Here is a 22,945-nt window from a genome sequence, read left to right on the forward strand (position 1 = left end):
CCTCCGTTAAAAGCAGCCCATGACCGCGGTGATTGATGCGCCGCCGATTGTCGCGAACCCAGCGATGCAGGCAATACAGATAGCGGCGGTAGGCGGCGTGACAGGGACGGAGCAAGAGCCGCCGCAGAGAACCAGAAGTATACCTGCGACGACCGCGCTCACGCCAAGCACAGCCATGAGACAAGCCGTTGAGTTGCCCGCCTTCGCTGCGGATAACTGACCCGCCGAAAGCGTGCTGGGGTCGACCTCTGCGGAGTGGATAATTACCCCATCGCGGTAGGTGTTCAGCTCGATGAGACCATCCTCACGCTCCTCGACAGTCGACTCGGAATACTGGCTTAGGTGACCAGCTTCATCCAGAAGGTAGGACACGTTGCTCGGTTGTACGAAGTTCGAGCCCTCGATGGGGAAGGTCACAGAAGTAGCATTTACGCCATCAACGTTGAGAGCGTAAACTTTGGCGCCTTCGTGATTCACAAACTCTGCTGGGGTCTGAGGCACGATGCCAGCCTCCTGGGCGAGTGCTGTCACCAGGGATGCTGCTGCGGCCGACGCTTCCCCATCAAGTTGGACCATCTCCGGAACGTCGCTAGTTCCCGCCGACTCGACGTTTCCCGATGGCGCCGTGCACTCTTCCGTGGCCTGCGCCTGTGGCTGCACACCCGGCGCAACTTCGGTGATCGCGGCCGTGGCGACGCCCGTGTTCAGCGTCATCGTCAGGACCACTGCCAACACAGTGGCCATCAGACCGCCCGTGAATCTCGTTCTCACATGGACTTTCGACATCATTACTCGCACTTCCGATCTCCTGAGGCCTACGCCCAATGCGCCGGTCATAGGCAAAGACCACCACCCCATTCGTTGCAATTCAAGGCATCGCGAGTGGGCATAGCCCTAGGGCTAGGGAAGAGCTTGAATCGTCACGGTGGGTGGCCCTTCAGAAGTGGGCTCGATGTTGGCCGCTGACCAAAGGACACCTTGCGGTGGAAAACGTGAATCTCTCAGTTGTCCGGACGCGTGATTGTTGGCACTGTTGCTCGCAGTGTCCAACCGTTCGCGGTCTTGTCCACTTCAAGCTGCCCGTTGTTTTGCGAAAGGCGCTGACGGACACGATGGAGGCCTCGACCGCCACCGGAGCTGGCATGTCTGGTCGGAGTGGATGGAGCGACATTCGTCACGACGAGTTCTACGTCATCATCGTGCTCGTGAACATCGATGCTCGCCGACTGCGACTTAGGCGCGTGTTTGATGATGTTCGTGATGGCCTCAATTGCGGTCTCGATAAGGACCTGCTCGTTCGTCGGCCCGACGCTATGTTGAGTGCTCGGCACACCGACGTGGGTAGAAATTCCGGCATCCTCAAGGAGATTTCCGAGAGCCAATACCGCCGTCACCAGATTCCCGCCATATCGGGTCGAGTGGGATTCCGGGCTCTCAGGTGTCGGGTCTCGCATCAAAGAAAGCAAGGACTGGATGCTGTGGAGGGCTTGCTCGGCGGAGTGTTCAATCGTGGTGAGTGAGACCTGCCGCGCTGCGTCATCCGGCTGCCGCGGCAACGCACGCGCATGGAACAAAACAAGGGTGAGGTCATGAGCGATTCCATCGTGGAGTTCATCGGCGATCCTCTCCTGCGATTCACGGGCGATCGCCTCAATATCTTTCACCGCGCGCTCCCGCTCAGCGAGAAGAGTCATCTCTCTCGCGGCCACCAACCGAAATGCTAGACCGACGAAAAGGGCAATCACGGCGATACCCACAACGCCAAAGACGCCGCCCTGCGTCAGCGTGGTTTCGTAAACAGCTATGTACGTTGTCAGCACTCCCAGCAGCGCGGCATGCGCAACGACCACCCACGGCACGCACGTGGCGGCAACCAGACAGAGCGCTATTGCGAGCTCGAGGAGATCTCCGCCGCTGCCGGTGAACATGACGCCGACGCTGCAGATAAGCATGACGATAAACGCAGCGGTCAGCGGATGCCAGGCAAACGCGCTCAACCCCAGATAGAACGCGAGCGCGAGAAGGTCGAAACGCGTGAATTTGCCGCTCGCGACGATGAAGCCGATTGCTATGCACAGGAGCACAGCTACTGCCAGCAACAGGAGAAGACGAGCGACAGGGTGAAGTGGGCGTTGCTCCCAGAACGTGCGAGCACGCAGCATCCCTCCGATGGAGGTCCGCGCATAAAAGACCGATTCTCGAGTTCCGCTGGCAGCCGCGTGAGATTCAGGCACAGATTCCCAGCATCTTGCAGAGCCAATCGCCCAGGTCGAGGTTCGGGCTAGAGAGTGCTTGAGCAAATGTTCCGATGGTGTGAATGTTGATGAATCCCACGTTGGTCTCCTTCATTCGGGCCCTGACCGACGGCGATCAACACCATAGATGTTTTACGTTCACCCTACGAGCTGCACGACTCTGGTCATGGATTCCTGGCCCCAAGGCTACAGTTCGGAAAGCACACTCGCGATATCGTACAGAGGTGAGTGAACTAGTCCGCGTTCTCGTCGTCGACGACGAGGCCCTGGTGCGGCATGCGTTACGCGCCTTCATTGCGGATGACGACCGTGTCGTGCTGGTCGGCGAGGCGACCGATGGTTCCGAAGTAGCGGAGTCATGCGAGATGACAAACCCCGACGTGGTTCTGATGGATATCAGGATGCGCGAGGTGAGCGGCGTGGAGGCGACGCGGCGCGTGCTGGAGTGGAACCCGCGGTGTCGCGTTCTTGCGCTGACGACCTTCACTACCGAGTGGCGTGCGCTCGAGGTTCTGCGGGCTGGAGCGTGCGGCTACCTTGTGAAGAACTCGACCCCAAAGCAGATCATCGACGCCATTGTCGCCGCCCACGCCGGCGACCGAGTCGTGTCACCCGAAGTACAGGGGAGGTTCGTGCGGGCGGCGATCGAGGCTGGAGATAGCCAGATGTCCGATGCCCCCACACTGAGTGATCGTGAACAGCAGATCATCGAGCAGATCGCCCAAGGATCCTCGAATGCGGAGATCGCTCAGGCGTTGCACTATGCCGAGGGCACGGTGAAGGCCGACATCCGCCACATCAACCACCTGTGGAACGTTGAGAACCGGCTCCAGATTGTGCTCCGAGCCACAGAACTGGGCCTAATCAGCATCTAGGGCGCGGAAGCGTCTCCGTGCCCTGATCGGCTGACCCAGCAACAGCGGTGACGTATCTGACCTCGTGGCGAAACCTCGACTCCCGCTATTCAGTCCACCACTCGTCATACATCGACACCGGCACGGTGCGCTTGTGGCGAGAATTGAGGTACTTGGTCTCGATCTCGACCGCGACCTCGGCAGGCACATCGCGGCCCTCGAGGTAGTCGTCGATGTGGTCATACGTGACGCCGAGGTTGGCTTCGTCGGCCTGACCGGGCGTGTGGTCAAGCAGGTCAGCGGTCGGCACCTTTTCGTAGAGGCGCTCCGGCGCCCCTAATTCGACGAGCAGCCGCTTGCCCTGACGTTTGGTGAGCGCAGTGAGCGGCAGCACGTCAGCGCCGCCATCACCGAACTTGGTGAAAAAGCCGGTAACCGCTTCGGCTGCATGATCTGTTCCGACCACCAGGTAGCCGAGCTGGCCCGCGATTGCGTATTGCGCCACCATGCGCTCGCGAGCCTTCACGTTGCCCTTGTTGAAGTCTGTAATCGGCTCGCCCAGAGCATCCGCAAATTCAGCGGCAACGCCGTCGACTGCCCGCTGGATGTTGAAGGTCACTTCGCGGTCAGCTTCAATAAAGTCGAGCGCCAATTGAGCATCGTCCTCATCGTGCTGCACCCCGTGCGGGAGCCGGACGGCCACAAACTGTGCCTCGGCACCCTCCGCGCGCAGCTCCGCGACTGCGAGCTGGCAGAGTCGCCCAGCAAGCGAAGAATCTTGCCCGCCGCTGATTCCCAACACGAGCCCCTTGGCGTGCGACGCCTTGAGGTACTCCTTGAGAAAGTCGATGCGCATGCGAACCTGCTCGGCGGCATCAATCGAGGGTTGGGTATTCAAGTCGTAGATAATGCGCGCCTGCAACGGTGTCATGCCTTAAATCTAACCCCGGCAACCCTCAATAGGATTACTCACCTTCCCTAGCGCCCAGAGTCTCAACGGGATAGCCTGAAACCGTTACGTCCACGAAACACAGGAGCCCTGATGATCGACAAACTACTTCGCCCGAAGATCGCTTTGTGGGTGGGGCTCGCGTTCACCGGCGTCAGCTTCATCTTGGGTGCTTTGGTGCTGCCTGCCCTTTACGGGGCTCTTCAGTCGTTCGGCTACGCAGCCGCCTCGCAAATCGTCAACAGTCTCATCAGCGGCGTAGACATGATTGCGCAAATCGCTCGCCTCTTTGGCCCCATGCTCATCGTTGGTGCGCTCATTCTTCTCAAGATCGAGCGAACGGCCGCGACAGGAACACTTCGCTCCGAAGCAGTCCCGCAATCGAGCGAAACCCGCGATAACTAGTTCTTCGTCGCCGTCTTCGCTAATGCGACCTCGGCATCGACAGGATGCCCCAACCATGCCAGAGCTCGACACGAAACGGACGGGCCTAGGCGAGCTCCTGAGCGATCTCCCACGGCAGCCCTGACGGGTCGAGAAACACTGCAGTACGGCGACCCCATGGCCGGTCGATGGGGCCATTGACGAGATCGACGCCACTCTCACGAAGAGCAGCGCAGACTGCATCCACATCAGCTACATTCACGGTCAACATCACGGATGCCGCCGCTCCCGATTCCGCAACCGGTTCGGGCGCTACGAGCGCTGGGGCTTCCGTTCGCGCCAGCACGTTGATCACGATGGCGCCGATGCGAAGCGCCACCGAAACCTCGTCCTCAAAGAGAATGGATGCCGCGAACACTGCTGTGTAGAACTCCCGAGATGCCGAAACGTCATCTGAGAACACCGTGATTGCTTCAACATTGTCTAGCGAACTGATCATCGGTCTTTTCCCTCCGCAAAGAAACGTTCGAAAGCGAACTCACCCGCTTTGATACCGCTGGGTTCCAAATGTCGAGCCGCGAACGTATAGTGAATGAATGAGCCCCACGTTAACACCAACCGCTGGCCGCCCTCGAGCCTTTGACGAAGAGGCCGTGCTCAACCAACTCACGGCACTATTTTGGCAGCAGGGCTACGGCAATACCTCAATGACCGACATTGTGGAAGCCAGCGGTGTGCACAAACCCAGCCTGTACCGCACCTTCGGCAGCAAAGAAGAACTCTTCGCGACCGTGCTGCGGCGCTACCTTAGCGAGCGCATGACGATGCTCACCCAACTGCGTGCTGAATCGGGGCCTGGCATCGACGGCATCCACACCTTCTTTGACAAATTTGAAGAGTTCGCCGGTACCGACGAGGGCAGCCTGGGATGTCTCATGGTGATGAGCGCGAACGAATTGCGGGGCAGTACTCCCGGTTACGAAGACTTCTCCGTCGAGAACAGCCTTGCTCTCCGCCTGCAGATGACGGCTCTCGCCGCTTTGGCGCTCCCTGAGGCGACCGAGGACGATGCCCTCACCGCTCAGCGAGCCGAGCTGCTCTCGCTGTTGTTCTTCGGGCTCCAGGTCACCATCCGCTCACAAGCTGGTACCGAGCAGGTCCGTTCCGCGTTTGCTGCAATCCACGCGCTCATCGATACCTGGCGGTAGTCCACCGGCGGGCGTCGCTACTCGCCAGACGCCAGACGCCAGATACCCGACGCCACAACAACGTCGGCGCCACCACATTCGCTGTTGACGACTATTCCGCGTACGTTTCATACACACCGGTTTGTCTACAACGGAGGACACGGGAGTATGAGAACTGCGTTGCGTCGACTGAGCTTTCGAGTGGTTGTCGTCGCTGCCTGCTCTGCCGGTGCACTCGTGTTGGCCACACCGGCAGCCGCTGCGCCTGTGTCTCCTCAGTACGCAGCCACACCAGCATCACCGGCAAGCAGCACGCCGAGCCACTCGTCTCGCAGCACCGCGCCGACTGCTGTTGACGATCCGGATGCGATTGACCCCGGCCCCCCAGACACCCCCGCGGCGACGACCACTCCTAGCCCGACGCCGACGATCACCCCAACCCCAGACTCAACCTCGTCGTTCACCCCCACCCCAACTCCGAGTCCGACTCCGTCCGAAAGCATCAGACCAACCCCGAGCGCCACTCCGACGCCGGTCGAGACGTCTGTCAATGAGGTCGAAGTCGTACCGCTGCCGGCGACTCCGCCGAGCGTTGCGACATCCACTGTTTCGCTCACGTCATTACTGATCGCCGTTGCCGTTCTGGCCGCGAGCCTCTTTGTGCTCTGGTTCGCCCTTCGACGGCGCTCCCCCACGGCGCCGACCACCGCGCCAGCGGCACCATTGCGCGATCGGACCACCTCCGCTGGTGTTGTTCTTGATTCGATGGCGGATGTCGGCGAAGCGATGATCGACAGCGGCTACCCGGTGAGCATGGTTCGTTCTGCCGTGCAAGATGTCGCCGCCGCAAATGGCTACCCTTCCGCCGAGGTCGTCGTTTTCCCGACCGCAATTTTGGTGTCTTTGGATGCCGACGGTTCCGCCCAGACCCGAGCTGTGTCGGCGGGCCGACGGTCGTATCTGCTCCATCACGTCGACGTGATTGACCGAGTCGTGAAGGTCGGCCGCGTTCGTGCCGGTTCTAGCGCGTGGGTCACACGCCAGCTCGCAAAAGTGCGGGAGCTTCCTGCACCGTTTTCGCCCGTTCCCCGAGTGTTCGCGTACGCGCTCACTTCGGCAGCGATTTCTGTGCTCGTGGGATCATCGTGGCTTGGCGTGTTGTTGGCTGCGGTCCTTGGCCTCGGCGTCGGCACCCTGCTCCTGCTGGGCGAACGTCTCCCCTCCGCCTACACGGCGCTCGTCATTGTGGGTGCTGCCCTCGGGTCCTCGCTGATCGTGCTGCTCGTCGCCCGAATTTCTGCTGACTCCGGAGTGCTGCCCTCGCTCATCGCCCCGTTGGTCATCCTGTTGCCCGGCGGACTACTCACGACCGCGGTGATCGAACTCGCGACGGGCCACATCATGTCGGGTTCTGCCCGAGCAGCCGCCGGCGCCATGCGACTGCTTCTGCTCGCCGTCGGCATTGTGTCCGCCGGCGCCCTCGTGGGAGTCCCCGCCATCAACCTCGATGTGTCGAGCGAACCACTCGGCCCGATCGCCCCGTGGATCGCGGTGGCCGTATTCGGAATCGGAATCACCGTTTATCAGTGCGCTCGGCCGGCATCCATCCCGTGGATCATGCTCGTGCTCTACGTGGCCTACGGCGCCCAGGTGATCGGCGACGTATTGTTCGGTGGCGTACTTTCGGCCCTCATCGGCGCCATCGCCATGACCCCCGTCGCTGTGCTCGTTGCACGACACCACAGCGGGCCTCCGGCGATCGTCAGCTTCCTCCCCGCGTTTTGGTTGCTCGTCCCCGGCGCGCTTGGACTCGTCGGCGTGACCGAGCTACTCGGCGGAGGAGACAGCAGCAGCAGTCTCATCACGATGCTCGGCACCATGATCGCTATTGCGCTCGGAGTGCTGATCGGGCTCGCTGCCTCAAGCACTTTCCGCGACCGCCGACTACCCAGCCTTTTTGACTTTCTTGAGCCGCTGCCCGACCCGGAGCGAGACACGACAACGGTGCCCACTCAGACGCAGCCGAACACTGGTTAAGTCGGGCCGTCGTCTTCGCCCTCGACATCGTCGTCGTGCCGCGCTTCGAAACGCACTGCCATCGCCTTGTAGCCGGGAGTGTTCGATTCGCGCGCCAATAGTTCACGGTGCATGAGGGCATTTGCCTCAGGGAAGTACGCGGCAACGCACCCGCGCGCGCTGGGATACGCGACCAAACGGAAGCGATCTGCCCGGCGTTCGGCTCCCGCAAAGGTGCTGATGACATCCACCAGTTGTCGATCGGCAAAGCCTGCTTCGGCAAGATCATCCGGGTGGATAAGGATGACTCGTCGACCGTTCTTGATGCCACGGTAACGATCATCGACGCCATAGGACGTGGTGTTGTACTGGTCATGGCTGCGCATCGTTTGCAGAGTGAGATGCCCAGGAGGAGGCGTGAGGTATTCGAGCGGGCTGACCGTGAACTTGCCGCGCCCGATGTCGGTGACAAACGCTCGACGGTCGCGCGGTGCGCTCGGAAGAACGAAGCCATTGCGTTCGCGCACCCGGCGGTTGAACTCTTCGAAACCGGGAATCAATCGCGAAATGTGGTCGCGGATGACGTCGTAGTTGTCTGCCATCGCTTTCCAGTCGATTGGGTGGTCCGCGCCCAGCGTCGCTTCCGCCATCCTCGCAATAATGACTGGTTCGGCAAGGAGATGGTCTGACACCGGCGTGAGCCGCCCCTGAGTCGAGCGAACCACCGACATGGAGTCTTCGACGGAGAGAATTTGTCGACCATCCGGATGCTTGTCGTCAACATCGGTGCGGCCAAGAGTCGGCAAGATGAGCGAGGTCTGGCCGTGGACAACATGGGAGCGGTTCGGTTTCGTTGACACATGAACGGTCAGTCCAGCGCGCTTCATACTCGACTCGATTATCTCGGTGTCGGGGCTGGCGAGAGCGAAATTTCCGCCCATCGACACGAACACATCGATGTCACCCTGCGCGAAAGCGTTAACCGTCTGCACCGAGTCATACCCGTGCTCGACCGGAGCAGCAATGCCGAATTCTTTCTCGAGCCCGTCGAGCATCCAGCCGAAAGGTTGTTCCCAGACTCCCATCGTGCGGTCACCCTGCACATTGGAGTGTCCTCGCACCGGGCATGCGCCTGCGCCGGGCTTGCCGAAGTTTCCCTGCAGCAGCAACAGGTTGATGATCTCGCGAATCGTGTCCACGGAGTGCGGCTGTTGCGTGATGCCTAGTGCCCAGCAGAAGATCGTTGCCTTCGATCGCGCCAGCAGGCCCGCCACTTCGGTGATTTGTTCGCGGGTGAGCCCCGTGGCTTTTGCCGTCTCGTCCCAGTCAAGGGTGGCTCGCGCCGCACGATACGCAGCGATACCGTCCGTGACTTCGTCGATAAACTCTGCATCGAGCACGGTGCCAGGCGCGGCCGCTTCGGCCTCAAGCAGGAGATGCCCGAGCGCTTGGAAGAGGGCGAGGTCTCCCCCGACCTTGATCTGCATGAAGTGATCGGCGAGCGCTGTGCCATCGCCGATGAGCCCGCCAACAGTTTGCGGGTCCTTGAAACGCATGAGCCCAGCCTCTGGCAGGGGGTTCACGGCAACGATGGTGCCGCCGTTGTCCTTGCACTCCTTGAGGGCGGAGAGCATTCGCGGGTGATTCGTCCCCGGGTTCTGCCCGACGACGAAGATCAGCTCAGCTGCTTCGATATCGTCGAGAGAAACGGTGCCTTTGCCCGTGCCAATGGTCGAGTTCAGGGCGGCCCCGGATGACTCGTGACACATATTTGAGCAGTCGGGCAAGTTGTTGGTTCCGAGCGAACGCACAAAGAGCTGGTAGAGAAATGCGGTCTCGTTTGCTGTACGGCCGGAGGTGTAAAAGACGCAGCGGTCGGGCGTGGTAGCCCGAATTCGTTCGCCGATAAGGTCGAAAGCTTCTGTCCATGAAATCGCCGAATAGTGGGTTTCGCCGGGCCGGATTACTACCGGCTCCGTGATGCGACCCTGGTTGCCCAGCCAATACTCTGTCTTATCGGCCAAGTCGGCTATCGAGTGCTGCGCCCAGAACTCAGGAGTAACCGTGCGCTTCGTATTCTCTTCCGCAACCGCCTTTGCACCGTTCTCGCAGAACTCTGCAGTCTTACGCTTGCCGGTGATGGATTCAGGCCATGCGCATCCGGGGCAGTCTGTTCCGTTGACCTGGTTGAGCCGGAGCAGGGCCTTGGCGGTTCTGGTGACCCCAGCTTGGGCAACTCCGCGCTCGAGCGCGATCACTACCGCTTCAAGCCCAGCCGCAGAAGTCTTCGGAGGAGAAACCTTGAGGTCGTTCTCATCGATGTCTTTTCGAGGTGCTGAGCGTCGCATGCTTCCATACTGCCCCAGTCAGGCTGCTTTAGGGCCTTGATCTAGAATTGTAGGATGCTCATCGATGCTGTCGTGCTTGCGGGAGGCCGCTCCTCTCGCTTGGGATTCGTGCCGAAAGCGTCACTGCTGGTCGACAACGAGAGCCTTCTCGAGAAGGCGGTTATCGCCGCGCTCGGGGTGTCCCGCAGCTGCGTTGTCGTCGGCCCGCTCGCTCCCGAGATAGCTGGCCATGAGATTCTCGCTGTGCAGGAAGACCCGCCATTCTCCGGCCCCGCTGCTGCCCTCGCGGCAGGCCTGCGACTGCTGCCTTCCGGATCACAGACGAGTGAGAGCGTGCTCGTACTCGCTTGCGACATGCCAGGAATCGCGGTGCAGCTGCCGGCGCTCGTGGCCGCCCTCAACTCAGCATCTCGGGTGATCGATGGCGCGATCTCTCTAGACCCTCACGGCTACCGCCAGCCTCTCGCCGCTCTCTACCGGCACCATGAACTCACTCAAGTGGTCTCGCAATTCTCTGATCTTGAGCTCATCGGACTCTCGATGAGGGCCGTGATCGAGCAGCTGAATCTTCTCTCAGTGCCGGCAGCACTTGGCGTGACCGATGACGTCGACTCGTGGGAGGATGCAGCCAGGCTCGGCGCAACGGAGCCCCAGAGCGAAACACAAGAAGGCACACAATGAACTCGGATGAGCGCAAACGACTCGACGACTGGAGCAAGCAGCTCAGCGACGAGTTAGGACTCACAGGCACCCCATTCCATGGCGCAGAAAGTGTTGATCAGATTTTGAGCCTCGCCGGGGTTGCCGCGCACGCCATCATCCGACCCGCAGCACCCGTGACGACATTTCTGGTCGGCTACGCTGCGGGTTTGGCAGTTGCCCGTGGCTCCGACCCCGCAGCAGCGGCGCGGGAAGCGACCGATATCGCCCAAGCGTGCGCAGAACGAACGGCAGCTGACGTGCCCCCGCCCAAAGGAAAAATCCTGTGACCGATCAGATCTTTCCTAGCGAGACGGCACTGGTCGAACCCGGCGCGCAACTGACCGCGGCACAGCTCGTGCGCTACTCACGCCAGCTTTCCAATCCTGACTTTGGAGAGCTAGCTCAACGCCGGTTAGGCAACTCCCGTGTACTCGTCATTGGCGCCGGCGGGCTCGGCAGCGCCACCATCCCCTCTTTGGCAGCAATGGGCATCGGCACTCTCGGAGTTGTTGATACGGATGTTGTCGAGCTATCAAATTTGCACCGCCAGCTGGCGCACGGAGTGGCAGACATCGGCCGCAGCAAACTCGAGTCGGTCGCAGAGACGGTCGCGCAGATCAATCCCGATATCGACGTGCGACTTCACGAATTTCACCTCGACTCTTCCAACGCTCTCGCCCTGTTCCACGGCTATGACCTGGTCCTCGATGGCAGCGACAATTTCGCTACGCGGTATCTGGTCAATGATGCCGCCGCCCTTGTCGGCATCCCCGTGGTGTGGGGAGCAATCTTGCGTTACGGCGGCCAAACCGGTGTCGCGTGGGCCAGTCACGGCCCGACGTACCGTGACCTGTTCCCCGTTCCGCCACATCCGGATACCGTACTTTCGTGCGCCGAAGGCGGAGTGCTCCCCACAGTGTGCGCCGCCATCGGGGCGATCATGTGCTCAGAAACTATCAAGCTGCTCACCGGTATTGGCCAACCATTGCTCGGCCGAGTAACAAGCTACGACGCGCTCTCGGGGCGCTTCCGCGAAATCGAATACTCCACGACGCCAGACTCAGCCCCCATTACTGAACTGATTGACTATGAACTTTTCTGCAATGCCCCGGCCCAGCGCGAGACAGCGGGTGCTGTGAACGAGACCGACATTGCGATCGACTCCCACGAATTGGCAGCGCTTCTCTCTGCGGATGCCGCCATTCAGCTGGTCGATGTACGTGAACCTTTCGAGCGGGCTATCGTCGCGATCGAACCGTCGTTGCTGGTGCCGTTGGGTCAACTCGGTACTGAACTCGGCGCCATCCGTTCTGACGTGCCCGTCGTGCTTTATTGCCACCACGGCGTGCGAAGCGAGCGGGCGTTGCGTCTCCTGCGGGAATCAGGTTTCACTAACGTTCGCCACCTCAGCGGTGGAATCGATGCGTATTCGCTCACTATTGACCCGACGATGACGAGGTACTGAAGATGGGCGATGACAAAACTGTGACTTTCGCTGTGATCACCAATGACGAAATCGACGAGGCGGCGATTCGGCGTGCCGTCGAGTCTGTGCAATCAGGCGCCGTTGTCATGTTCTCGGGTGTCGTGCGCAACCACGATGGTGGACGTGATGTGCAGTCGTTGGAGTATCAAGCTCATCCCGATGCCGAACGATTCCTCGCTGAGTGCTGCGCGACTGTAGCGGCAGAGACTGGTCTGTCGATCGCTGCGGCGCACCGCGTCGGCAAGCTCGAAGTTGGAGATGTCGCGCTCCTCGCTGCCGTCTCCGCCGCTCACCGCCGCGAAGCATTCGATGCGTGCGAGCTTCTCGTTGAACGCATCAAGTCGACCGTTCCCATCTGGAAACGCCAAAGTCTCGCCAGCGGAACCACCGAGTGGGTGGGGCTCTAAAGCAACGAGCTATCCCCCGGCAAAGGGCGGGAGCACGTCGACGCGAGAACCGACAGCGTGCGCTGGGTCACGGCGCGCAACACCGTCAACAAGGAACGAGCCCGAATCCACGACGCGTTGCATGAGGTCGCCGTAGCGCTCGATGAGAGTCGTGGTGAGGTCGCCAAGGGTAGCGTCAGTCGCAATATCGACCTCTTCTGCCTCGCACCCAGCGGCCTCCGCCGCTGCGGCAAAATAGCGCACCTGCACTGTCATCTCAGCCCCCAATGTAAGACATTTCGATTTTCTTCGCACCAGTGCCCCGAGCGGTGTTGAGCGAACGAAGCTCCGAGTAACGGTCGGTGCGTTCTCTCCAGATGTTAGCCATTGCTTCCGACAGTTCAGTATCAGAGCATCCATCACGCATCAGCTCACGCAGATCGTGTCCAGTGCTGGCAAACAAGCAGGTGTATAGCTTTCCATCAACGGAAATTCGCGCCCGGGAGCAGGAATGGCAGAACGATTGGGTGACACTAGAAATCACTCCGATTTCACCGCCGCCGTCGCGATACCGCCACCGCTGCGACGTTTCTCCGCTGTAGTTCGGGGCGACCTCTTCCAAAGGAAGTTCCGCGTTGATCCTCGCGACGATCTCCGCAGACGGCACAACTTCGCCGAGTTGCCAGCCGTTCGTCGTTCCGACATCCATGTACTCGATAAAACGAAGGATGAAGGGTGTTCCCTTGAAGTGGCGCGCCATCGACACCACGTCGTGGTCGTTTTGCCCCTTCTTGACGACCATGTTTATTTTGATCGGTCCGAGACCAGCCTCTTGCGCGGCGTCGAGACCGTCAAGAATTCTCTGGACCGGAAAGTTGATGTCATTCATCGCTTGGAAAGTCGCCTCGTCGAGGGAGTCCAGCGACACGGTTACGCGTTTCAGTCCCGCGTTTGTGAGATCCTTCGCGAGGAAGCCGAGCGCCGAGCCGTTCGTGGTCACCGCAAGGTCGAGAGCCTCTCCCGCCGGCGTGCGTACTTCGGCGAGCATCGCAACGAGATCGGGAAGCCCCTTGCGAAGCAGTGGCTCTCCGCCTGTCAACCGAATTTTCTGCACACCATGCGCTGCCGCTACCCGAGCGAGGCGTGTGATTTCTTCAAAGCTCAGCAGCTCTTCGCGCGGCATGAAGGCATAATCGCGTCCGAAAATCTCCTTCGGCATACAGTAGACGCACCGAAAATTGCAGCGATCTGTCACAGAAATGCGGAGGTCGTGCAGGCCTCTACCTCGAGCGTCAGTGACGGAACTCATCAACGTAGAGGAAGCCATGGCCTCAGCCTAGCTGCACCTCGCTGGGTGAACTGCTTGCGCTGATTCGTCGGGGGTAGATCGTCACCGCCGCGGGATCAACGAACGCCGTGATCGAGTCACCTGACGATATTCGTTCTTCTAATATCTCAGTAGCGGATGCCTCAGCCGCGACGCTATCACCACGGAAAGTGAGACGCACACCCCGAACCGCGGGCTCAAGAGTAGCGATGCTCGCCCGCCACGTGTTTGGTATCTCGTGGCCTGCGAATGCCACCCTCGGACGACCGTGCTCCGATCGCAGAGACGTCACGACTACAGCCGATGGCGAAAAGACAATCGACGCCTCAGAGCCGATCGGAGGAAGAGGCGCGAGAGAAGCAAACCGTCGCCCGTCGGCTGTTCTCACGAGAGTGGCTGTTTCGACGATTCCGTTGAGCAGATTGAGGTTCACCAGCGCGGCCGCGAACGGCGAAGCCGGCTGCCGGAGAACACGATCAGCACCACCGATGTCCACTATCTTTCCCTCCTCCATGATGGCTACACGGTCTGCCAACACCATCGCGTCGACCACATCGTGAGTGACGATGATTGTCGCTGCGAGCCTGCCAGACACATGGCCAGGGAGCGTGCTGTGGCGATCGGTGAGGCGTTCGCGCAACAGCGTGCGAACGAGAGAAGCGTTCTGAATATCAAGCGCGGCCATCGGCTCGTCGAATAGCAGCACGTCTGGCTCGGTAGCAAGCATCCGGGCGATAGCGATGCGCTGCTGCTGACCGCCAGAAAGCGACGCTGGTGCACGTTCCGCGAACTCCGTGAGGCCAACAGCAGCAATCCACGCTCCGGCGATCCGGCGCGCCGGAGCGGCACCGATCCCCCGTGCTCGCGGACCAAACGCTACGTTCTCCAGCACAGTGAGATGCGGAAACAGCAGCGAGTCCTGCCCGAGAAGACTGATCCGGCGACGGTGCACGGAAACATCGCGCTTTCGAGACCCGTGTGCCGGCACGCGAGTCAGTGCTCTGCCGTTGACGGTGACGACACCGCGATCGGGAGTCACGAGCCCGGCGATCGCCGCGAGCAGTGTTGACTTGCCGGAGCCGTTCGGACCGAGGATCGCTACGGTCTCTCCCGCCCCGACCTTAAGAGCCACATCGAGCGTGAACGGACCTCGCTGTACTACAAGTTCAGTCTGCAAGACCATTCGTCACATCCCCGGAGTGGTTCGCCAGCTGCGCAAGAGCAACAGGATGATGATTCCGACGACCACAAGGAGGAGCGAGAGAGCGATTGCGGAATCCTGCGTCGCGCCCGCTCCGTTGAACGCGGTGTAGATCGCGAGAGGCATCGTGCGCGTAATGCCCGCCGCGTTGCCAGCGAAGAGCGCTGTGGCCCCGAACTCGCCAAGCGCACGAGCGAAGCACAGCACGGTGCCCGCGAGAAGGCCGGGAAGGATGGTCGGCAACGTCACCCGGCGAAACACGGTCCAGCGACCAGCGCCGAGAGTCGCGGCGACCGTTTCGAATCCCGTCCCCGCTGTACGCAATGCCCCCTCGACGGCGATCACCAGAAACGGCAGCGCCACAAATGATTGGGCGATGACTACGGCCGCCGTCGTGAAAGGGATGTGGATGCCGAAGGTGAGTTCCAAGAAGCCGCCAACTAGTCCGTTACGTCCGAGCAAATAGAGCAAAGCGATGCCGCCGACGAGGGGCGGCATGACAAGAGGCAGGGTCGTGAGTGCCCTCAGCAACCCAGCGAGGCGGGGACCAGATCTCGCGATCACCAGCGCCAACGGCACTCCGACGATGAGGCACAGAGCCGTTGCCGAGAGCGCCGTCTGCAGCGAGAGGCCGAGAGCAGACAAGGCTTCTGCCGAAACAATGGCCGCGGGCACACGTGGCCAGTCGGCGCGAGCAACTAATCCCACCAGTGGCAGCACCAGCAAGGCGAACCCTACGGCGGCGGGAATGTATAACAGTCGCGGCATTCCTACGCCAGCAGGGGCTTGGAGCCGCATATTCGCGCTCATGACCGACCGAACCCGTAGCGCGAGAGAACACTCTGACCACGGTCAGAGACAACGAAGTCTCGAAATGCCTCCGCGACAATGGGGTTCGCCGACGATTCGAGTATCCCGAGGGGGTAGGTACTCTTGGCCTCGTCTGCCTCCGGAATATTGATGCCCTCAACCGCCTCCGCTGCGGCGATATCCGTGACGTACACAAGGCCGGCATCCGCTTCTCCCAGCTGCACCTTAGTCAGCACCGCTTTTACGTTGAGTTCTTCGCTTGCGGGAGTCACGACGATTTTTTCGCGGTCAAGGAGGGTCTGGGCGGTAGCCCCGCACGGCACTTGTGGCGCACACAGGACGAGCTGCACTCCGGGAGCTGAAAGGTCAGCCAGCTCAGAGATGTTGAGAGGGTTGCCCGGCTGCACCGCAATCTGTAACGAGTTGCTAGCGAAAGGTATCGCCTCACCGTCGAGCAAGTCGCTGACGGAGCGCATTGTGGCCCCATCTGCCGCCGCGAATATGTCGGCAGGAGCACCTTCCCTTATTTGTGTCGCCAGTGTCGTCGATCCGTCGAAGGAAATAGGCGCGATCGTGACGTCCGGGTGATCCGAACCAAAGATTGCCGCCAGTTCGGTGAATGACTCAGTGAGTGACGCCGCCGCAAAAATGGTGAGAGTTCCCTGGAGTTCACCTGGCTGTGTGGATGCCGTTGAGCCGGAAACCGAGGAGCTACAGCCCGAAAGCGTCAACGCCGAAACAACGGCCAACGCCGCTGCCACACGCGTCAAGCGCGGCGCTCTGACACTTCGTTCAGAATGACGAACCACTATCGGTGGCCCTGCGGAGATTCGACAACAACCATCGTTGCCTTGACGACTGCTACCGCGAGCGACCCGATTTCGAGCTTCAGGTCACGCACTGCTTCTGTCGACATGAGCGAAACGATTCGGTGGTGACCGCACTGCATTTCTACCTGTGACATAACGGTGTCGCTGACGATTCCCGTCACGAGCCCGACCATTCGATTGCGAGCGCTGCTGACAGAGTCGGTGTTCTGCTGCGCCAAGGCAGCGTGGCGAGCTCGTTCTTGGGACAGGCCCGCCAGCTCTGCGCCATCCACCACTTGACGACCTGAGCCGTCAGTGGCCGCCGTCAACTCCTGCGAATTCACCCACCGCCGCACAGTATCGTCGCTCACCCCAAGAAGTTCGGCGGCCTCACTGATCCGATATTGCGTCATAGATACGACAATATCACCGCAACTGCGGGACTATCCGTTCGCATTTTCCTCAGCTGACTACAGCATCTTCCGCGTCACTAGACTCGGAGCATGCCCTTTGACGCGTCCGCCACTCCGTCGCCGATGAGCATCGATGAGCATCGCGAGCGCATTCTCGCGACAGTCTCACCATTAGCGCCCGTCTGGGTTTCACTCGCGGACGCTCTCAACCTCACACTCGCTGCCGACGTGTTGGCGAAAGTGGATGTTCCGAGTTTCGATAATTCCGCTATGGATGGCTACGCCCTTCGCCGGGCCGATGTCTCGGCCGCGTCCGCAGAGTCGCCCGTCCGGCTGAAAGTCGTCGCTGACCTCGCGGCCGGTTCGGCCGAGAACCCGCCACTTCGCGACGGCGAAACTGCCCGCATCATGACGGGCGCCGCTGTACCCGCTGATGCTGACTGCATCGTGCCCATCGAAGACACTGACTGCGGAACTGACACCGTGCTTATCTCTCGCGCCCCGAAACCTGCTGCCCACATCCGGCGCACAGCAACAGACGTGCACAACGGCCAGACAGTGTTGACAGCAGGCCGCGTGCTTGGCCCGCGCGATCTCGCTGCGGCGGCCGCGACCGGCAGCAGCGAGCTGCTCGTTCACCGCCCACCGCGCGTTGGCGTGCTCTCCACTGGCAGCGAACTTCGGGCGCCCGGTGAGCCCCTCAGCGGGGGCCAAATCCATGATTCGAACTCGTTACTCTTAGCGGCATTGGTGACCCAAGCCGGTGCCGTGGCGATTCAGCTTGGCTCGGTGCTCGACGACGAGGATGCGTTGCGTGCCGTTCTCGAGGAGCATGCCGCTCACGTCGACGTCTTCATCACTTCGGGTGGCGTGAGCGTTGGAGCTTATGACATCGTGCGCCACGTGCTTGCGCCGCTCGGCGTCTGGTTCGGCCCGGTGCGTATGCAACCGGGGAAGCCGCAGGGGTTTGGGCGACTTCCGCGAGCAAGCGGCGACGGCGATGGGCCCGCAATTTTTGCGCTTCCCGGCAACCCCGTGAGCGTCTTCGTATCCTTCGAGACATTCGTGCGGCCCGCCTTGTTGACGCTGGCGGGGCGAACGCAGATCACGCGCGACACGGTTGTCGCGACCGTTTCCACCGGATGGCAGAGTCCGGCAGGGCGTGCCCAATACATGCCGGCTGTCGTTAGCGTCGATGAGGGCGGAACGCCAACAGTACGCCCCGCAACTGCCGGTGGGGCCGGTTCCTATCTCGTCGCGAGCTTGGCGCACGCGAACGCCTTGGCGTTCGTCCCTCACGACATCACTGACGTACGCGAAGGTCAGCTACTCGCTGTCACACTAGTGACATGAACGAGACACCTTTCACTCACCTCAACGCCGCTGGCCAAGCCCACATGGTGGATGTCACTGCCAAGACTCCAACGGTGCGCTCGGCGACGGCGGCCGGCTTCGTTCGCTGTTCCGCCACGGTCATTGGTGAGTTGCGGTCGGGCACGGCGCCCAAGGGTGACGTTTTAGCGGTCGCTCGAATCGCCGGCATCCAGGCGGCTAAGCGTACTGCTGAGCTGTTGCCACTGGCGCACATCATTGGCGTACACGGTGCCCAAGTCGACCTTGAGATTACGGATGATGGTGTTGCTGTCACGGCGACCGTGCGTACCGCAGACCGCACCGGCGTTGAGATGGAAGCGCTCACCGCAGTGTCGGTTGCAGCACTGGCTATTATCGACATGGTCAAGGGCATGGATAAGTCCGTACAGATTGAGAATGTGCGCTTGCTCGCCAAGTCTGGCGGTCGCTCTGGAGAGTGGCTGCGGCCAGAGTAGCCACATCCCACTAGGCGCGGCGCTAGTGGTCGCCGTTGTCCAATTGGTCGAGGATGTGCGGAACGAGCGGCAGCAGCACGTCCAGCCCTTCGGTGACTGCACTCAGTGATCCCGGAAGATTGACGATCAGAGACTGCTGAGTCACCCCCACTAGTCCGCGGCTGAGGGCCGCCATGGGGGTGCTTCTGGCGCCTTCACGGCGAAGCATCTCCGCGATACCGGGTATCTCTCGCGCGAGCACTGGTCGTGTTCCCTCTGGCGTGAAGTCGCGTGGCCCGATGCCGGTGCCCCCCGTCGTGATGATGAGTCGTGCACCGACGTCGATCGCAGCCACTAGAGAATTTTCGACAGCTTCCACACCATCCGGAATCACTGTTGCGGTCGCGGAGTACCCCTGTGCGGCGAGCATCTCGACAATGCGGGGGCCTGATTCATCACGACGTTCCCCGCGCGAACTCCGGTCAGAGACAGTGATGACGGCGGCGACGATGGCGTCAGTCAGCTCATGCTGCGGTTGAATCATGCCCTAACGGTACGACAGCATGGCGGCGACTAGCTACAGCAGCTTCCGCACGAAGTTCTTCGGCTAGCTTGCGAAAGGGTTCGTGGACTGCAAACCTGAACCTATGAGTAGGATCACGGTTCGGCGCAAAGTTACTCGGCTCACAGTCGGTGCTACCTCAAGCGTCAAAGAAGATTTTCTTGCTGTCGAAGAGCCGTTAGAAATCCGCGTTGGTGGTCGCGCCCTGGCCGTCACTATGCGCACCCCGGGAAACGACTACGACCTAGCTGCGGGGTTTCTTGTGTCAGAGGGCGTCATCAGTCGAGGTGACCAGTTCGTTGCCGCCCGCTATTGCGCTGACGCAACCGTCGCGGATCAGAACACGTATAACGTGCTCGATGTGACCCTCGCAGCAGACGTTCCACCGCCAGATCCCAGCCTCGAGCGAAACTTTTACACCACTAGCTCGTGCGGTGTCTGCGGCAAAGCGAGCATCGAGATGGTGAGCACGCAATCCGCGTACGAAGTCGCTGACGACCCCGTCAGGATCGACCCCGAGGTCTTAATCACCTTCCCCGAGAAACTGCGGGCGGAGCAGGCAGTGTTTGAGAAGACGGGCGGGTTGCATGCCGCTGGGCTTTTCGACGGGGTTACAGGCAAATTACTGGTGCTTCGAGAGGATGTCGGGCGACACAACGCCGTCGACAAGGTAATCGGCTGGGCAGCCAAAGAGAATCTCTTGCCGCTTCGAGGCACCGTATTGATGGTGTCGGGCCGGGCAAGCTTCGAGCTAACCCAAAAGGCGAAGATGGCCGGAATCCCCGTGCTCGCCGCAGTGTCGGCGCCCTCCTCACTCGCTGTCGAGCTCGCAGCGGAGGTCGGCATGACGCTGGTCGGTTTTCTCCGAGGAAACTCGATGGTGATCTATGCGGGAGATCGCATCCAGGCTCTCACTGCGGGCTAACAAACGACGAAGACGGTACATCAGCCGGTTGTACCGACTGCTGTACCGCCCTGTCGTTGAGCAGTGCTGAACCCCGAAAGGCGTCAGCGCGTGCTCTTAGCTATTTGCGGTGCGCGGGGCTCCGATCCCGGAATTGATTTTATGCAGCCCGCCCTTCGATGGTGTGATGTCGAAGTCGAACATTGCCGTTGGTAGGTACACCGTGGCGCACGAGTTCGGGATATCGACGACGCCAGACAACCGGCCTTCGATTGGAGCGGATCCCAACAGGAGGTAGGCCTGCTCGGGGCTGTAGCCGAACTTGGTGAGGTAGTCGATCGCATGCAAGCACGCACGCTGGTAGGAGAGATCGGAATCGAGGTACTTCTGCTCGCCATCGAGCGTGACCGAGGTGCCACTAAAAGCCAACCATTCGCTGTACTGGGGGCCTTCGATTCCTGGTTGGAAGATCGCGTTCTCCGACACTCCATACTTTTCCATGCCGCCCTTGATGATGTCGACTTTGAGCTCAAGGAATCCGCCCATTTCGATACCACCGCAGAAGGTAATCTCACCGTCACCCTGGCTGAAGTGCAGGTCGCCGAACGACAGGTTCGCTCCCTTGACAAACACGGGATAGAAAACTCGCGTGCCCTTCGTGAAGTTCTTGATGTCCTGGTTTCCGCCATTCTCGCGAGGCGGTGCAGTACGGGCACCTTCGTTGCTCACCCGGTCGAACTCAGCGCCCGACAGCGATCCGAGAATCGCCGAGCGCGGCTCCGGGGGAAGCGCCAGTGGCGGCACTCGCTGCGGGTCCGTCGCGATCAGAGCGGCCTCGCGAGAGTTCCACGTTGCCAGCAGATCATTTGACGGCGCCACTCCCATGAGCCCGGGGTGCGTGATGCCGCGGTAGCGCACTTCAGGCACGTGGCGCGAGGTCGCGTACCCGCCCTCGAAGTCCCAGATTGCCTTGTACGCATCGGGAAACTGGTCTACGAGGAAGCTTCCGCCATTGTTCTTCGTGAAGACTCCGGTATAGCCCCAGCCCTGACCTGCCAACGGGCCCGTCTCGTTCGGGATCGAGCCGATGTCAAGGATGTCGACAATCAGCAGGTCGCCGGGTTCGGCACCTTCGATGGCGAACGGCCCGCTCAACACGTGGACGCTTTCTAGCGGCGCATTGGCGATGTCATCAGCTGAGTCATCGTTAACGATTGCCCCGTCGAACCATTCACGACAGTCAGCTCGAAACACCTGTCCCGGTTTGACCGTGACGGCCGCCGGAATATCTCCATGCCATCGATTGTGGCCAACCAGTTTCTGGTCGGTAAAGGATTTTTCGGAATCTAAGGGAAACAGATTCTCAGACATTTTTTTCCTTTCAAAGATGAAACAAATTCTTGTGAGAGTCGTGAAACTGCGTTCGCTGCGGGATGGCCGCCGCGGAGGCTTAGGCGTTCGAGTGGGCCACCTCCTCCGCGGGAGCTGGTTGGCGGGTGCGCAAGATGACCATTGCGACGATGAAGACCACCGCGAGCACAATTGCGACGATCGCGCCGTCTAGCGTTTGCCAAATTCCCGTGAGGATAAGGAACGCTGGAATGGCGGCGGTAATCCAGCCCTGCACCGCCGCAACTGCCCCAGTGATCCACGTGAGCGAGGTCATTCCCTTGCCAAGCACTAGATAGAACAGGGACCACAAAACGGCCCATTGGAGCCAGATAACGAAGAACGCGTAGTCACCGAACCAGACAAGGTTCGCGACGGCGTAGGCGACCGCCGCAATAGCGACGAAGAGGGAAAAGTAGCCGAGCCCCGTTGGGTCGTAGCCCCAGGTGTTTCCCATCGCGACGTACAGGTAGGTGAAGCCAAAGAGATAGAGACCGCTCGCGGAGAAAATCACCGCAGCGTCTCCACCGGCAGTAAAGATCAGATACGTCGGAGTGAGAACTTGCAGGAACCCGACAAACCAGTTGAGCGGCGTTGCGCCGGCGCCTTTCACAATGCCCATCAGCGCTAGCCCGTTGAGAAATAGGACCGCACCTACGTATAGCAAACCGACAGCACTCATCTGGATCTCGCTTCCTGTTTTTTATTCTCTAGGCGCGCGGTAATTTCTGCGCTCGAGGATCATAGGTAACCCGTTGGGGGCGACGAGACCCCGAAGGAAGCGAACCAACCACCTGCGGTGCATCCGCCGTTGCGTTGGTTGCATCGAGAAGTCTTCTCGCTCCGGCGTTCCCAAAATTGAGAAGAGGGGAACTGAAAATACGAGGTGCGTCGCCTGCACAAGCCGGGCATGAAGCCGTCTGGGGAATGTCACCCATCGGCGCTCGTTTGTCGAAATGCCCGTGTTCAGCGCAAGAATATTCGTAAGCAGGAATGGCGCTCACCACCGATCTCGGGTAGACGACTCTGTATATCTCGAGACGCTAGCAAGCATCCCTCAGGGAAGCAATGGTCGCGGTACCACTCTGCTGCGACGAGGGGATTTCCGCTATGCGCACCCGGCCGGGAGAAAGTCACCGAGAACCAGAAGGATGC

27 protein-coding genes are annotated in these 22,945 nt (G+C 60.7%); 11 read left to right on the plus strand and 16 right to left on the minus strand.

Going from position 1 to position 22,945, the window contains the following annotated elements; genetic code table 11:
• Positions 1–6: 6 nt before the first annotated feature.
• The 3 genes from FFT87_RS12645 to FFT87_RS14660 all read right to left on the minus strand — a co-directional run bounded on the left by FFT87_RS12645 (position 7) and on the right by FFT87_RS14660 (position 2,349).
• Positions 7–714 (minus strand): hypothetical protein, encoded by a 708-nt coding sequence (locus tag FFT87_RS12645; protein WP_219949048.1) that lies wholly within the window; start codon positions 712–714, stop codon positions 7–9.
• Between the two features lie 287 nt (positions 715–1,001).
• Positions 1,002–2,234, minus strand: coding sequence for a sensor histidine kinase (locus tag FFT87_RS12650; protein WP_255559936.1), 1,233 nt, complete (start codon positions 2,232–2,234; stop codon positions 1,002–1,004).
• Positions 2,227–2,349, minus strand: a complete 123-nt coding sequence (locus tag FFT87_RS14660; protein WP_255559937.1) for a hypothetical protein — start codon at positions 2,347–2,349, stop codon at positions 2,227–2,229. Before FFT87_RS14660 ends, FFT87_RS12650 begins: the two co-directional genes overlap by 8 nt.
• Positions 2,350–2,479: 130 nt before the next feature.
• Here FFT87_RS14660 and FFT87_RS12655 point away from each other — a divergent pair, with 130 nt between their 5' ends.
• Positions 2,480–3,130 (plus strand): response regulator transcription factor, encoded by a 651-nt coding sequence (locus tag FFT87_RS12655; RefSeq protein ID WP_255559938.1) that lies wholly within the window; start codon positions 2,480–2,482, stop codon positions 3,128–3,130.
• An 85-nt stretch (positions 3,131–3,215) separates the two neighbouring features.
• Here the strand turns inward: FFT87_RS12655 and nadE are convergent, their stop codons facing one another.
• On the minus strand, positions 3,216–4,040 hold the full coding sequence (nadE, locus tag FFT87_RS12660; protein ID WP_219949050.1) for an ammonia-dependent NAD(+) synthetase: 825 nt from the start codon (positions 4,038–4,040) through the stop codon (positions 3,216–3,218).
• A gap of 111 nt (positions 4,041–4,151) precedes the next feature.
• Between nadE and FFT87_RS12665 the strand changes: the two genes are divergently transcribed.
• Entirely contained in the window at positions 4,152–4,463 is a 312-nt protein-coding gene (locus tag FFT87_RS12665) for a hypothetical protein (RefSeq protein ID WP_219949051.1), read from the plus strand.
• 85 nt (positions 4,464–4,548) lie between these two features.
• On the opposite strand, the gene FFT87_RS12670 is transcribed toward FFT87_RS12665, so the two are convergent.
• Positions 4,549–4,941, minus strand: coding sequence for a VOC family protein (locus FFT87_RS12670; RefSeq protein ID WP_219949052.1), 393 nt, complete (start codon positions 4,939–4,941; stop codon positions 4,549–4,551).
• Between the two features lie 97 nt (positions 4,942–5,038).
• On the opposite strand from FFT87_RS12670, the gene FFT87_RS12675 reads away from it, so the two are divergent.
• Both FFT87_RS12675 and FFT87_RS12680 read left to right on the plus strand, forming a co-directional pair.
• On the plus strand, positions 5,039–5,650 hold the full coding sequence (locus tag FFT87_RS12675; protein WP_219949053.1) for a TetR/AcrR family transcriptional regulator: 612 nt from the start codon (positions 5,039–5,041) through the stop codon (positions 5,648–5,650).
• Positions 5,651–5,797: 147 nt separating this feature from the next.
• Positions 5,798–7,666: a threonine/serine exporter ThrE family protein gene (locus FFT87_RS12680; RefSeq protein WP_219949054.1), complete on the plus strand. Its 1,869-nt coding sequence runs from the start codon at positions 5,798–5,800 to the stop codon at positions 7,664–7,666.
• On the opposite strand, the gene FFT87_RS12685 is transcribed toward FFT87_RS12680, so the two are convergent.
• On the minus strand, positions 7,663–9,993 hold the full coding sequence (locus tag FFT87_RS12685) for an FdhF/YdeP family oxidoreductase (protein WP_219949055.1): 2,331 nt from the start codon (positions 9,991–9,993) through the stop codon (positions 7,663–7,665). The genes FFT87_RS12680 and FFT87_RS12685 overlap by 4 nt on opposite strands.
• A 54-nt stretch (positions 9,994–10,047) precedes the next feature.
• On the opposite strand from FFT87_RS12685, the gene FFT87_RS12690 reads away from it, so the two are divergent.
• Genes FFT87_RS12690 through FFT87_RS12705 form a run of 4 tightly spaced genes read left to right on the plus strand, consistent with a single transcriptional unit; the run spans position 10,048 to position 12,588 of the window.
• Positions 10,048–10,674 carry a molybdenum cofactor guanylyltransferase gene (locus FFT87_RS12690; RefSeq protein ID WP_219949056.1) on the plus strand — a complete coding sequence of 209 codons (627 nt, stop codon included), beginning with the start codon at positions 10,048–10,050 and terminating at the stop codon, positions 10,672–10,674.
• Positions 10,671–10,982 carry a DUF6457 domain-containing protein gene (locus FFT87_RS12695; RefSeq protein ID WP_219949057.1) on the plus strand — a complete coding sequence of 104 codons (312 nt, stop codon included), beginning with the start codon at positions 10,671–10,673 and terminating at the stop codon, positions 10,980–10,982. Before FFT87_RS12690 ends, FFT87_RS12695 begins: the two co-directional genes overlap by 4 nt.
• Positions 10,979–12,160 carry a ThiF family adenylyltransferase gene (locus tag FFT87_RS12700; RefSeq protein ID WP_219949058.1) on the plus strand — a complete coding sequence of 394 codons (1,182 nt, stop codon included), beginning with the start codon at positions 10,979–10,981 and terminating at the stop codon, positions 12,158–12,160. The genes FFT87_RS12695 and FFT87_RS12700 overlap by 4 nt, the downstream gene beginning before the upstream one ends.
• A gap of 2 nt (positions 12,161–12,162) precedes the next feature.
• On the plus strand, positions 12,163–12,588 hold the full coding sequence (locus FFT87_RS12705) for a molybdenum cofactor biosynthesis protein MoaE (protein ID WP_219949059.1): 426 nt from the start codon (positions 12,163–12,165) through the stop codon (positions 12,586–12,588).
• Between the two features lie 9 nt (positions 12,589–12,597).
• Here FFT87_RS12705 and FFT87_RS12710 read toward each other — a convergent pair whose 3' ends face one another.
• From FFT87_RS12710 to FFT87_RS12735, 6 genes are read right to left on the minus strand one after another with little or no spacing between them, the layout of a single operon-like run.
• Positions 12,598–12,843: a MoaD/ThiS family protein gene (locus FFT87_RS12710; RefSeq protein WP_219949060.1), complete on the minus strand. Its 246-nt coding sequence runs from the start codon at positions 12,841–12,843 to the stop codon at positions 12,598–12,600.
• Position 12,844: 1 nt separating this feature from the next.
• Entirely contained in the window at positions 12,845–13,879 is a 1,035-nt protein-coding gene (gene moaA, locus FFT87_RS12715; RefSeq protein ID WP_370628583.1) for a GTP 3',8-cyclase MoaA, read from the minus strand.
• A 19-nt stretch (positions 13,880–13,898) separates the two neighbouring features.
• Complete coding sequence (locus tag FFT87_RS12720; protein ID WP_219949061.1) at positions 13,899–15,077, minus strand: sulfate/molybdate ABC transporter ATP-binding protein; 1,179 nt, start codon at positions 15,075–15,077, stop codon at positions 13,899–13,901.
• A 3-nt stretch (positions 15,078–15,080) separates the two neighbouring features.
• Positions 15,081–15,863, minus strand: coding sequence for an ABC transporter permease (locus FFT87_RS12725; RefSeq protein ID WP_255559939.1), 783 nt, complete (start codon positions 15,861–15,863; stop codon positions 15,081–15,083).
• 38 nt (positions 15,864–15,901) lie between these two features.
• Positions 15,902–16,666, minus strand: coding sequence for a molybdate ABC transporter substrate-binding protein (gene modA / locus FFT87_RS12730; RefSeq protein ID WP_255560159.1), 765 nt, complete (start codon positions 16,664–16,666; stop codon positions 15,902–15,904).
• A 47-nt stretch (positions 16,667–16,713) separates the two neighbouring features.
• Positions 16,714–17,127, minus strand: a complete 414-nt coding sequence (locus FFT87_RS12735; protein WP_219949064.1) for a molybdopterin-binding protein — start codon at positions 17,125–17,127, stop codon at positions 16,714–16,716.
• A gap of 90 nt (positions 17,128–17,217) precedes the next feature.
• On the opposite strand from FFT87_RS12735, the gene glp reads away from it, so the two are divergent.
• Both glp and moaC read left to right on the plus strand, forming a co-directional pair.
• Positions 17,218–18,480 carry a gephyrin-like molybdotransferase Glp gene (glp, locus tag FFT87_RS12740; protein ID WP_219949065.1) on the plus strand — a complete coding sequence of 421 codons (1,263 nt, stop codon included), beginning with the start codon at positions 17,218–17,220 and terminating at the stop codon, positions 18,478–18,480.
• Positions 18,477–18,956, plus strand: a complete 480-nt coding sequence (gene moaC / locus FFT87_RS12745; RefSeq protein WP_219949066.1) for a cyclic pyranopterin monophosphate synthase MoaC — start codon at positions 18,477–18,479, stop codon at positions 18,954–18,956. The genes glp and moaC overlap by 4 nt, the downstream gene beginning before the upstream one ends.
• Before the next feature lie 22 nt (positions 18,957–18,978).
• Here the strand turns inward: moaC and FFT87_RS12750 are convergent, their stop codons facing one another.
• Positions 18,979–19,479, minus strand: a complete 501-nt coding sequence (locus tag FFT87_RS12750) for a molybdenum cofactor biosynthesis protein B (RefSeq protein ID WP_219949067.1) — start codon at positions 19,477–19,479, stop codon at positions 18,979–18,981.
• Positions 19,480–19,582: 103 nt separating this feature from the next.
• On the opposite strand from FFT87_RS12750, the gene fdhD reads away from it, so the two are divergent.
• On the plus strand, positions 19,583–20,422 hold the full coding sequence (gene fdhD, locus FFT87_RS12755; protein ID WP_219949068.1) for a formate dehydrogenase accessory sulfurtransferase FdhD: 840 nt from the start codon (positions 19,583–19,585) through the stop codon (positions 20,420–20,422).
• A 96-nt stretch (positions 20,423–20,518) separates the two neighbouring features.
• Here the strand turns inward: fdhD and fmdA are convergent, their stop codons facing one another.
• From fmdA to FFT87_RS14760, 3 genes are all read right to left on the minus strand, one after another.
• On the minus strand, positions 20,519–21,772 hold the full coding sequence (gene fmdA / locus FFT87_RS12760) for a formamidase (RefSeq protein WP_219949069.1): 1,254 nt from the start codon (positions 21,770–21,772) through the stop codon (positions 20,519–20,521).
• A gap of 79 nt (positions 21,773–21,851) precedes the next feature.
• Positions 21,852–22,412, minus strand: a complete 561-nt coding sequence (locus FFT87_RS12765; protein ID WP_255559940.1) for an AmiS/UreI family transporter — start codon at positions 22,410–22,412, stop codon at positions 21,852–21,854.
• Positions 22,413–22,500: 88 nt separating this feature from the next.
• Positions 22,501–22,728, minus strand: coding sequence for a zinc ribbon domain-containing protein (locus FFT87_RS14760; RefSeq protein ID WP_370628584.1), 228 nt, complete (start codon positions 22,726–22,728; stop codon positions 22,501–22,503).
• Positions 22,729–22,945 lie beyond the last annotated feature (217 nt).

The sequence above is a fragment of the Salinibacterium sp. M195 genome (assembly GCF_019443965.1).
Classification (GTDB): Bacteria; Actinomycetota; Actinomycetes; order Actinomycetales; family Microbacteriaceae; genus Rhodoglobus.

Excerpts from the sequence above, each read along its gene's own strand:
- FFT87_RS12645 (WP_219949048.1), bottom strand. The coding sequence starts at position 714 with ATGACGCTGAACACGGGCGTCGCCACGGCCGCGATCACCGAAGTTGCG.
- FFT87_RS14660 (WP_255559937.1), bottom strand. The coding sequence starts at position 2,349 with ATGAAGGAGACCAACGTGGGATTCATCAACATTCACACCATCGGAACA.
- nadE (WP_219949050.1), bottom strand. The coding sequence starts at position 4,040 with ATGACACCGTTGCAGGCGCGCATTATCTACGACTTGAATACCCAACCC.
- FFT87_RS12665 (WP_219949051.1), top strand. The coding sequence starts at position 4,152 with ATGATCGACAAACTACTTCGCCCGAAGATCGCTTTGTGGGTGGGGCTC.
- FFT87_RS12670 (WP_219949052.1), bottom strand. The coding sequence starts at position 4,941 with ATGATCAGTTCGCTAGACAATGTTGAAGCAATCACGGTGTTCTCAGAT.
- FFT87_RS12675 (WP_219949053.1), top strand. The coding sequence starts at position 5,039 with ATGAGCCCCACGTTAACACCAACCGCTGGCCGCCCTCGAGCCTTTGAC.
- FFT87_RS12680 (WP_219949054.1), top strand. The coding sequence starts at position 5,798 with ATGAGAACTGCGTTGCGTCGACTGAGCTTTCGAGTGGTTGTCGTCGCT.
- FFT87_RS12685 (WP_219949055.1), bottom strand. The coding sequence starts at position 9,993 with ATGCGACGCTCAGCACCTCGAAAAGACATCGATGAGAACGACCTCAAG.
- FFT87_RS12690 (WP_219949056.1), top strand. The coding sequence starts at position 10,048 with ATGCTCATCGATGCTGTCGTGCTTGCGGGAGGCCGCTCCTCTCGCTTG.
- FFT87_RS12695 (WP_219949057.1), top strand. The coding sequence starts at position 10,671 with ATGAACTCGGATGAGCGCAAACGACTCGACGACTGGAGCAAGCAGCTC.
- FFT87_RS12705 (WP_219949059.1), top strand. The coding sequence starts at position 12,163 with ATGGGCGATGACAAAACTGTGACTTTCGCTGTGATCACCAATGACGAA.
- FFT87_RS12710 (WP_219949060.1), bottom strand. The coding sequence starts at position 12,843 with ATGACAGTGCAGGTGCGCTATTTTGCCGCAGCGGCGGAGGCCGCTGGG.
- FFT87_RS12720 (WP_219949061.1), bottom strand. The coding sequence starts at position 15,077 with ATGGTCTTGCAGACTGAACTTGTAGTACAGCGAGGTCCGTTCACGCTC.
- FFT87_RS12725 (WP_255559939.1), bottom strand. The coding sequence starts at position 15,863 with ATGCCGCGACTGTTATACATTCCCGCCGCCGTAGGGTTCGCCTTGCTG.
- FFT87_RS12735 (WP_219949064.1), bottom strand. The coding sequence starts at position 17,127 with ATGACGCAATATCGGATCAGTGAGGCCGCCGAACTTCTTGGGGTGAGC.
- glp (WP_219949065.1), top strand. The coding sequence starts at position 17,218 with ATGCCCTTTGACGCGTCCGCCACTCCGTCGCCGATGAGCATCGATGAG.
- moaC (WP_219949066.1), top strand. The coding sequence starts at position 18,477 with ATGAACGAGACACCTTTCACTCACCTCAACGCCGCTGGCCAAGCCCAC.
- FFT87_RS12750 (WP_219949067.1), bottom strand. The coding sequence starts at position 19,479 with ATGATTCAACCGCAGCATGAGCTGACTGACGCCATCGTCGCCGCCGTC.
- fdhD (WP_219949068.1), top strand. The coding sequence starts at position 19,583 with ATGAGTAGGATCACGGTTCGGCGCAAAGTTACTCGGCTCACAGTCGGT.
- fmdA (WP_219949069.1), bottom strand. The coding sequence starts at position 21,772 with ATGTCTGAGAATCTGTTTCCCTTAGATTCCGAAAAATCCTTTACCGAC.
- FFT87_RS12765 (WP_255559940.1), bottom strand. The coding sequence starts at position 22,412 with ATGGGCATTGTGAAAGGCGCCGGCGCAACGCCGCTCAACTGGTTTGTC.
- FFT87_RS14760 (WP_370628584.1), bottom strand. The coding sequence starts at position 22,728 with ATGGGTGACATTCCCCAGACGGCTTCATGCCCGGCTTGTGCAGGCGAC.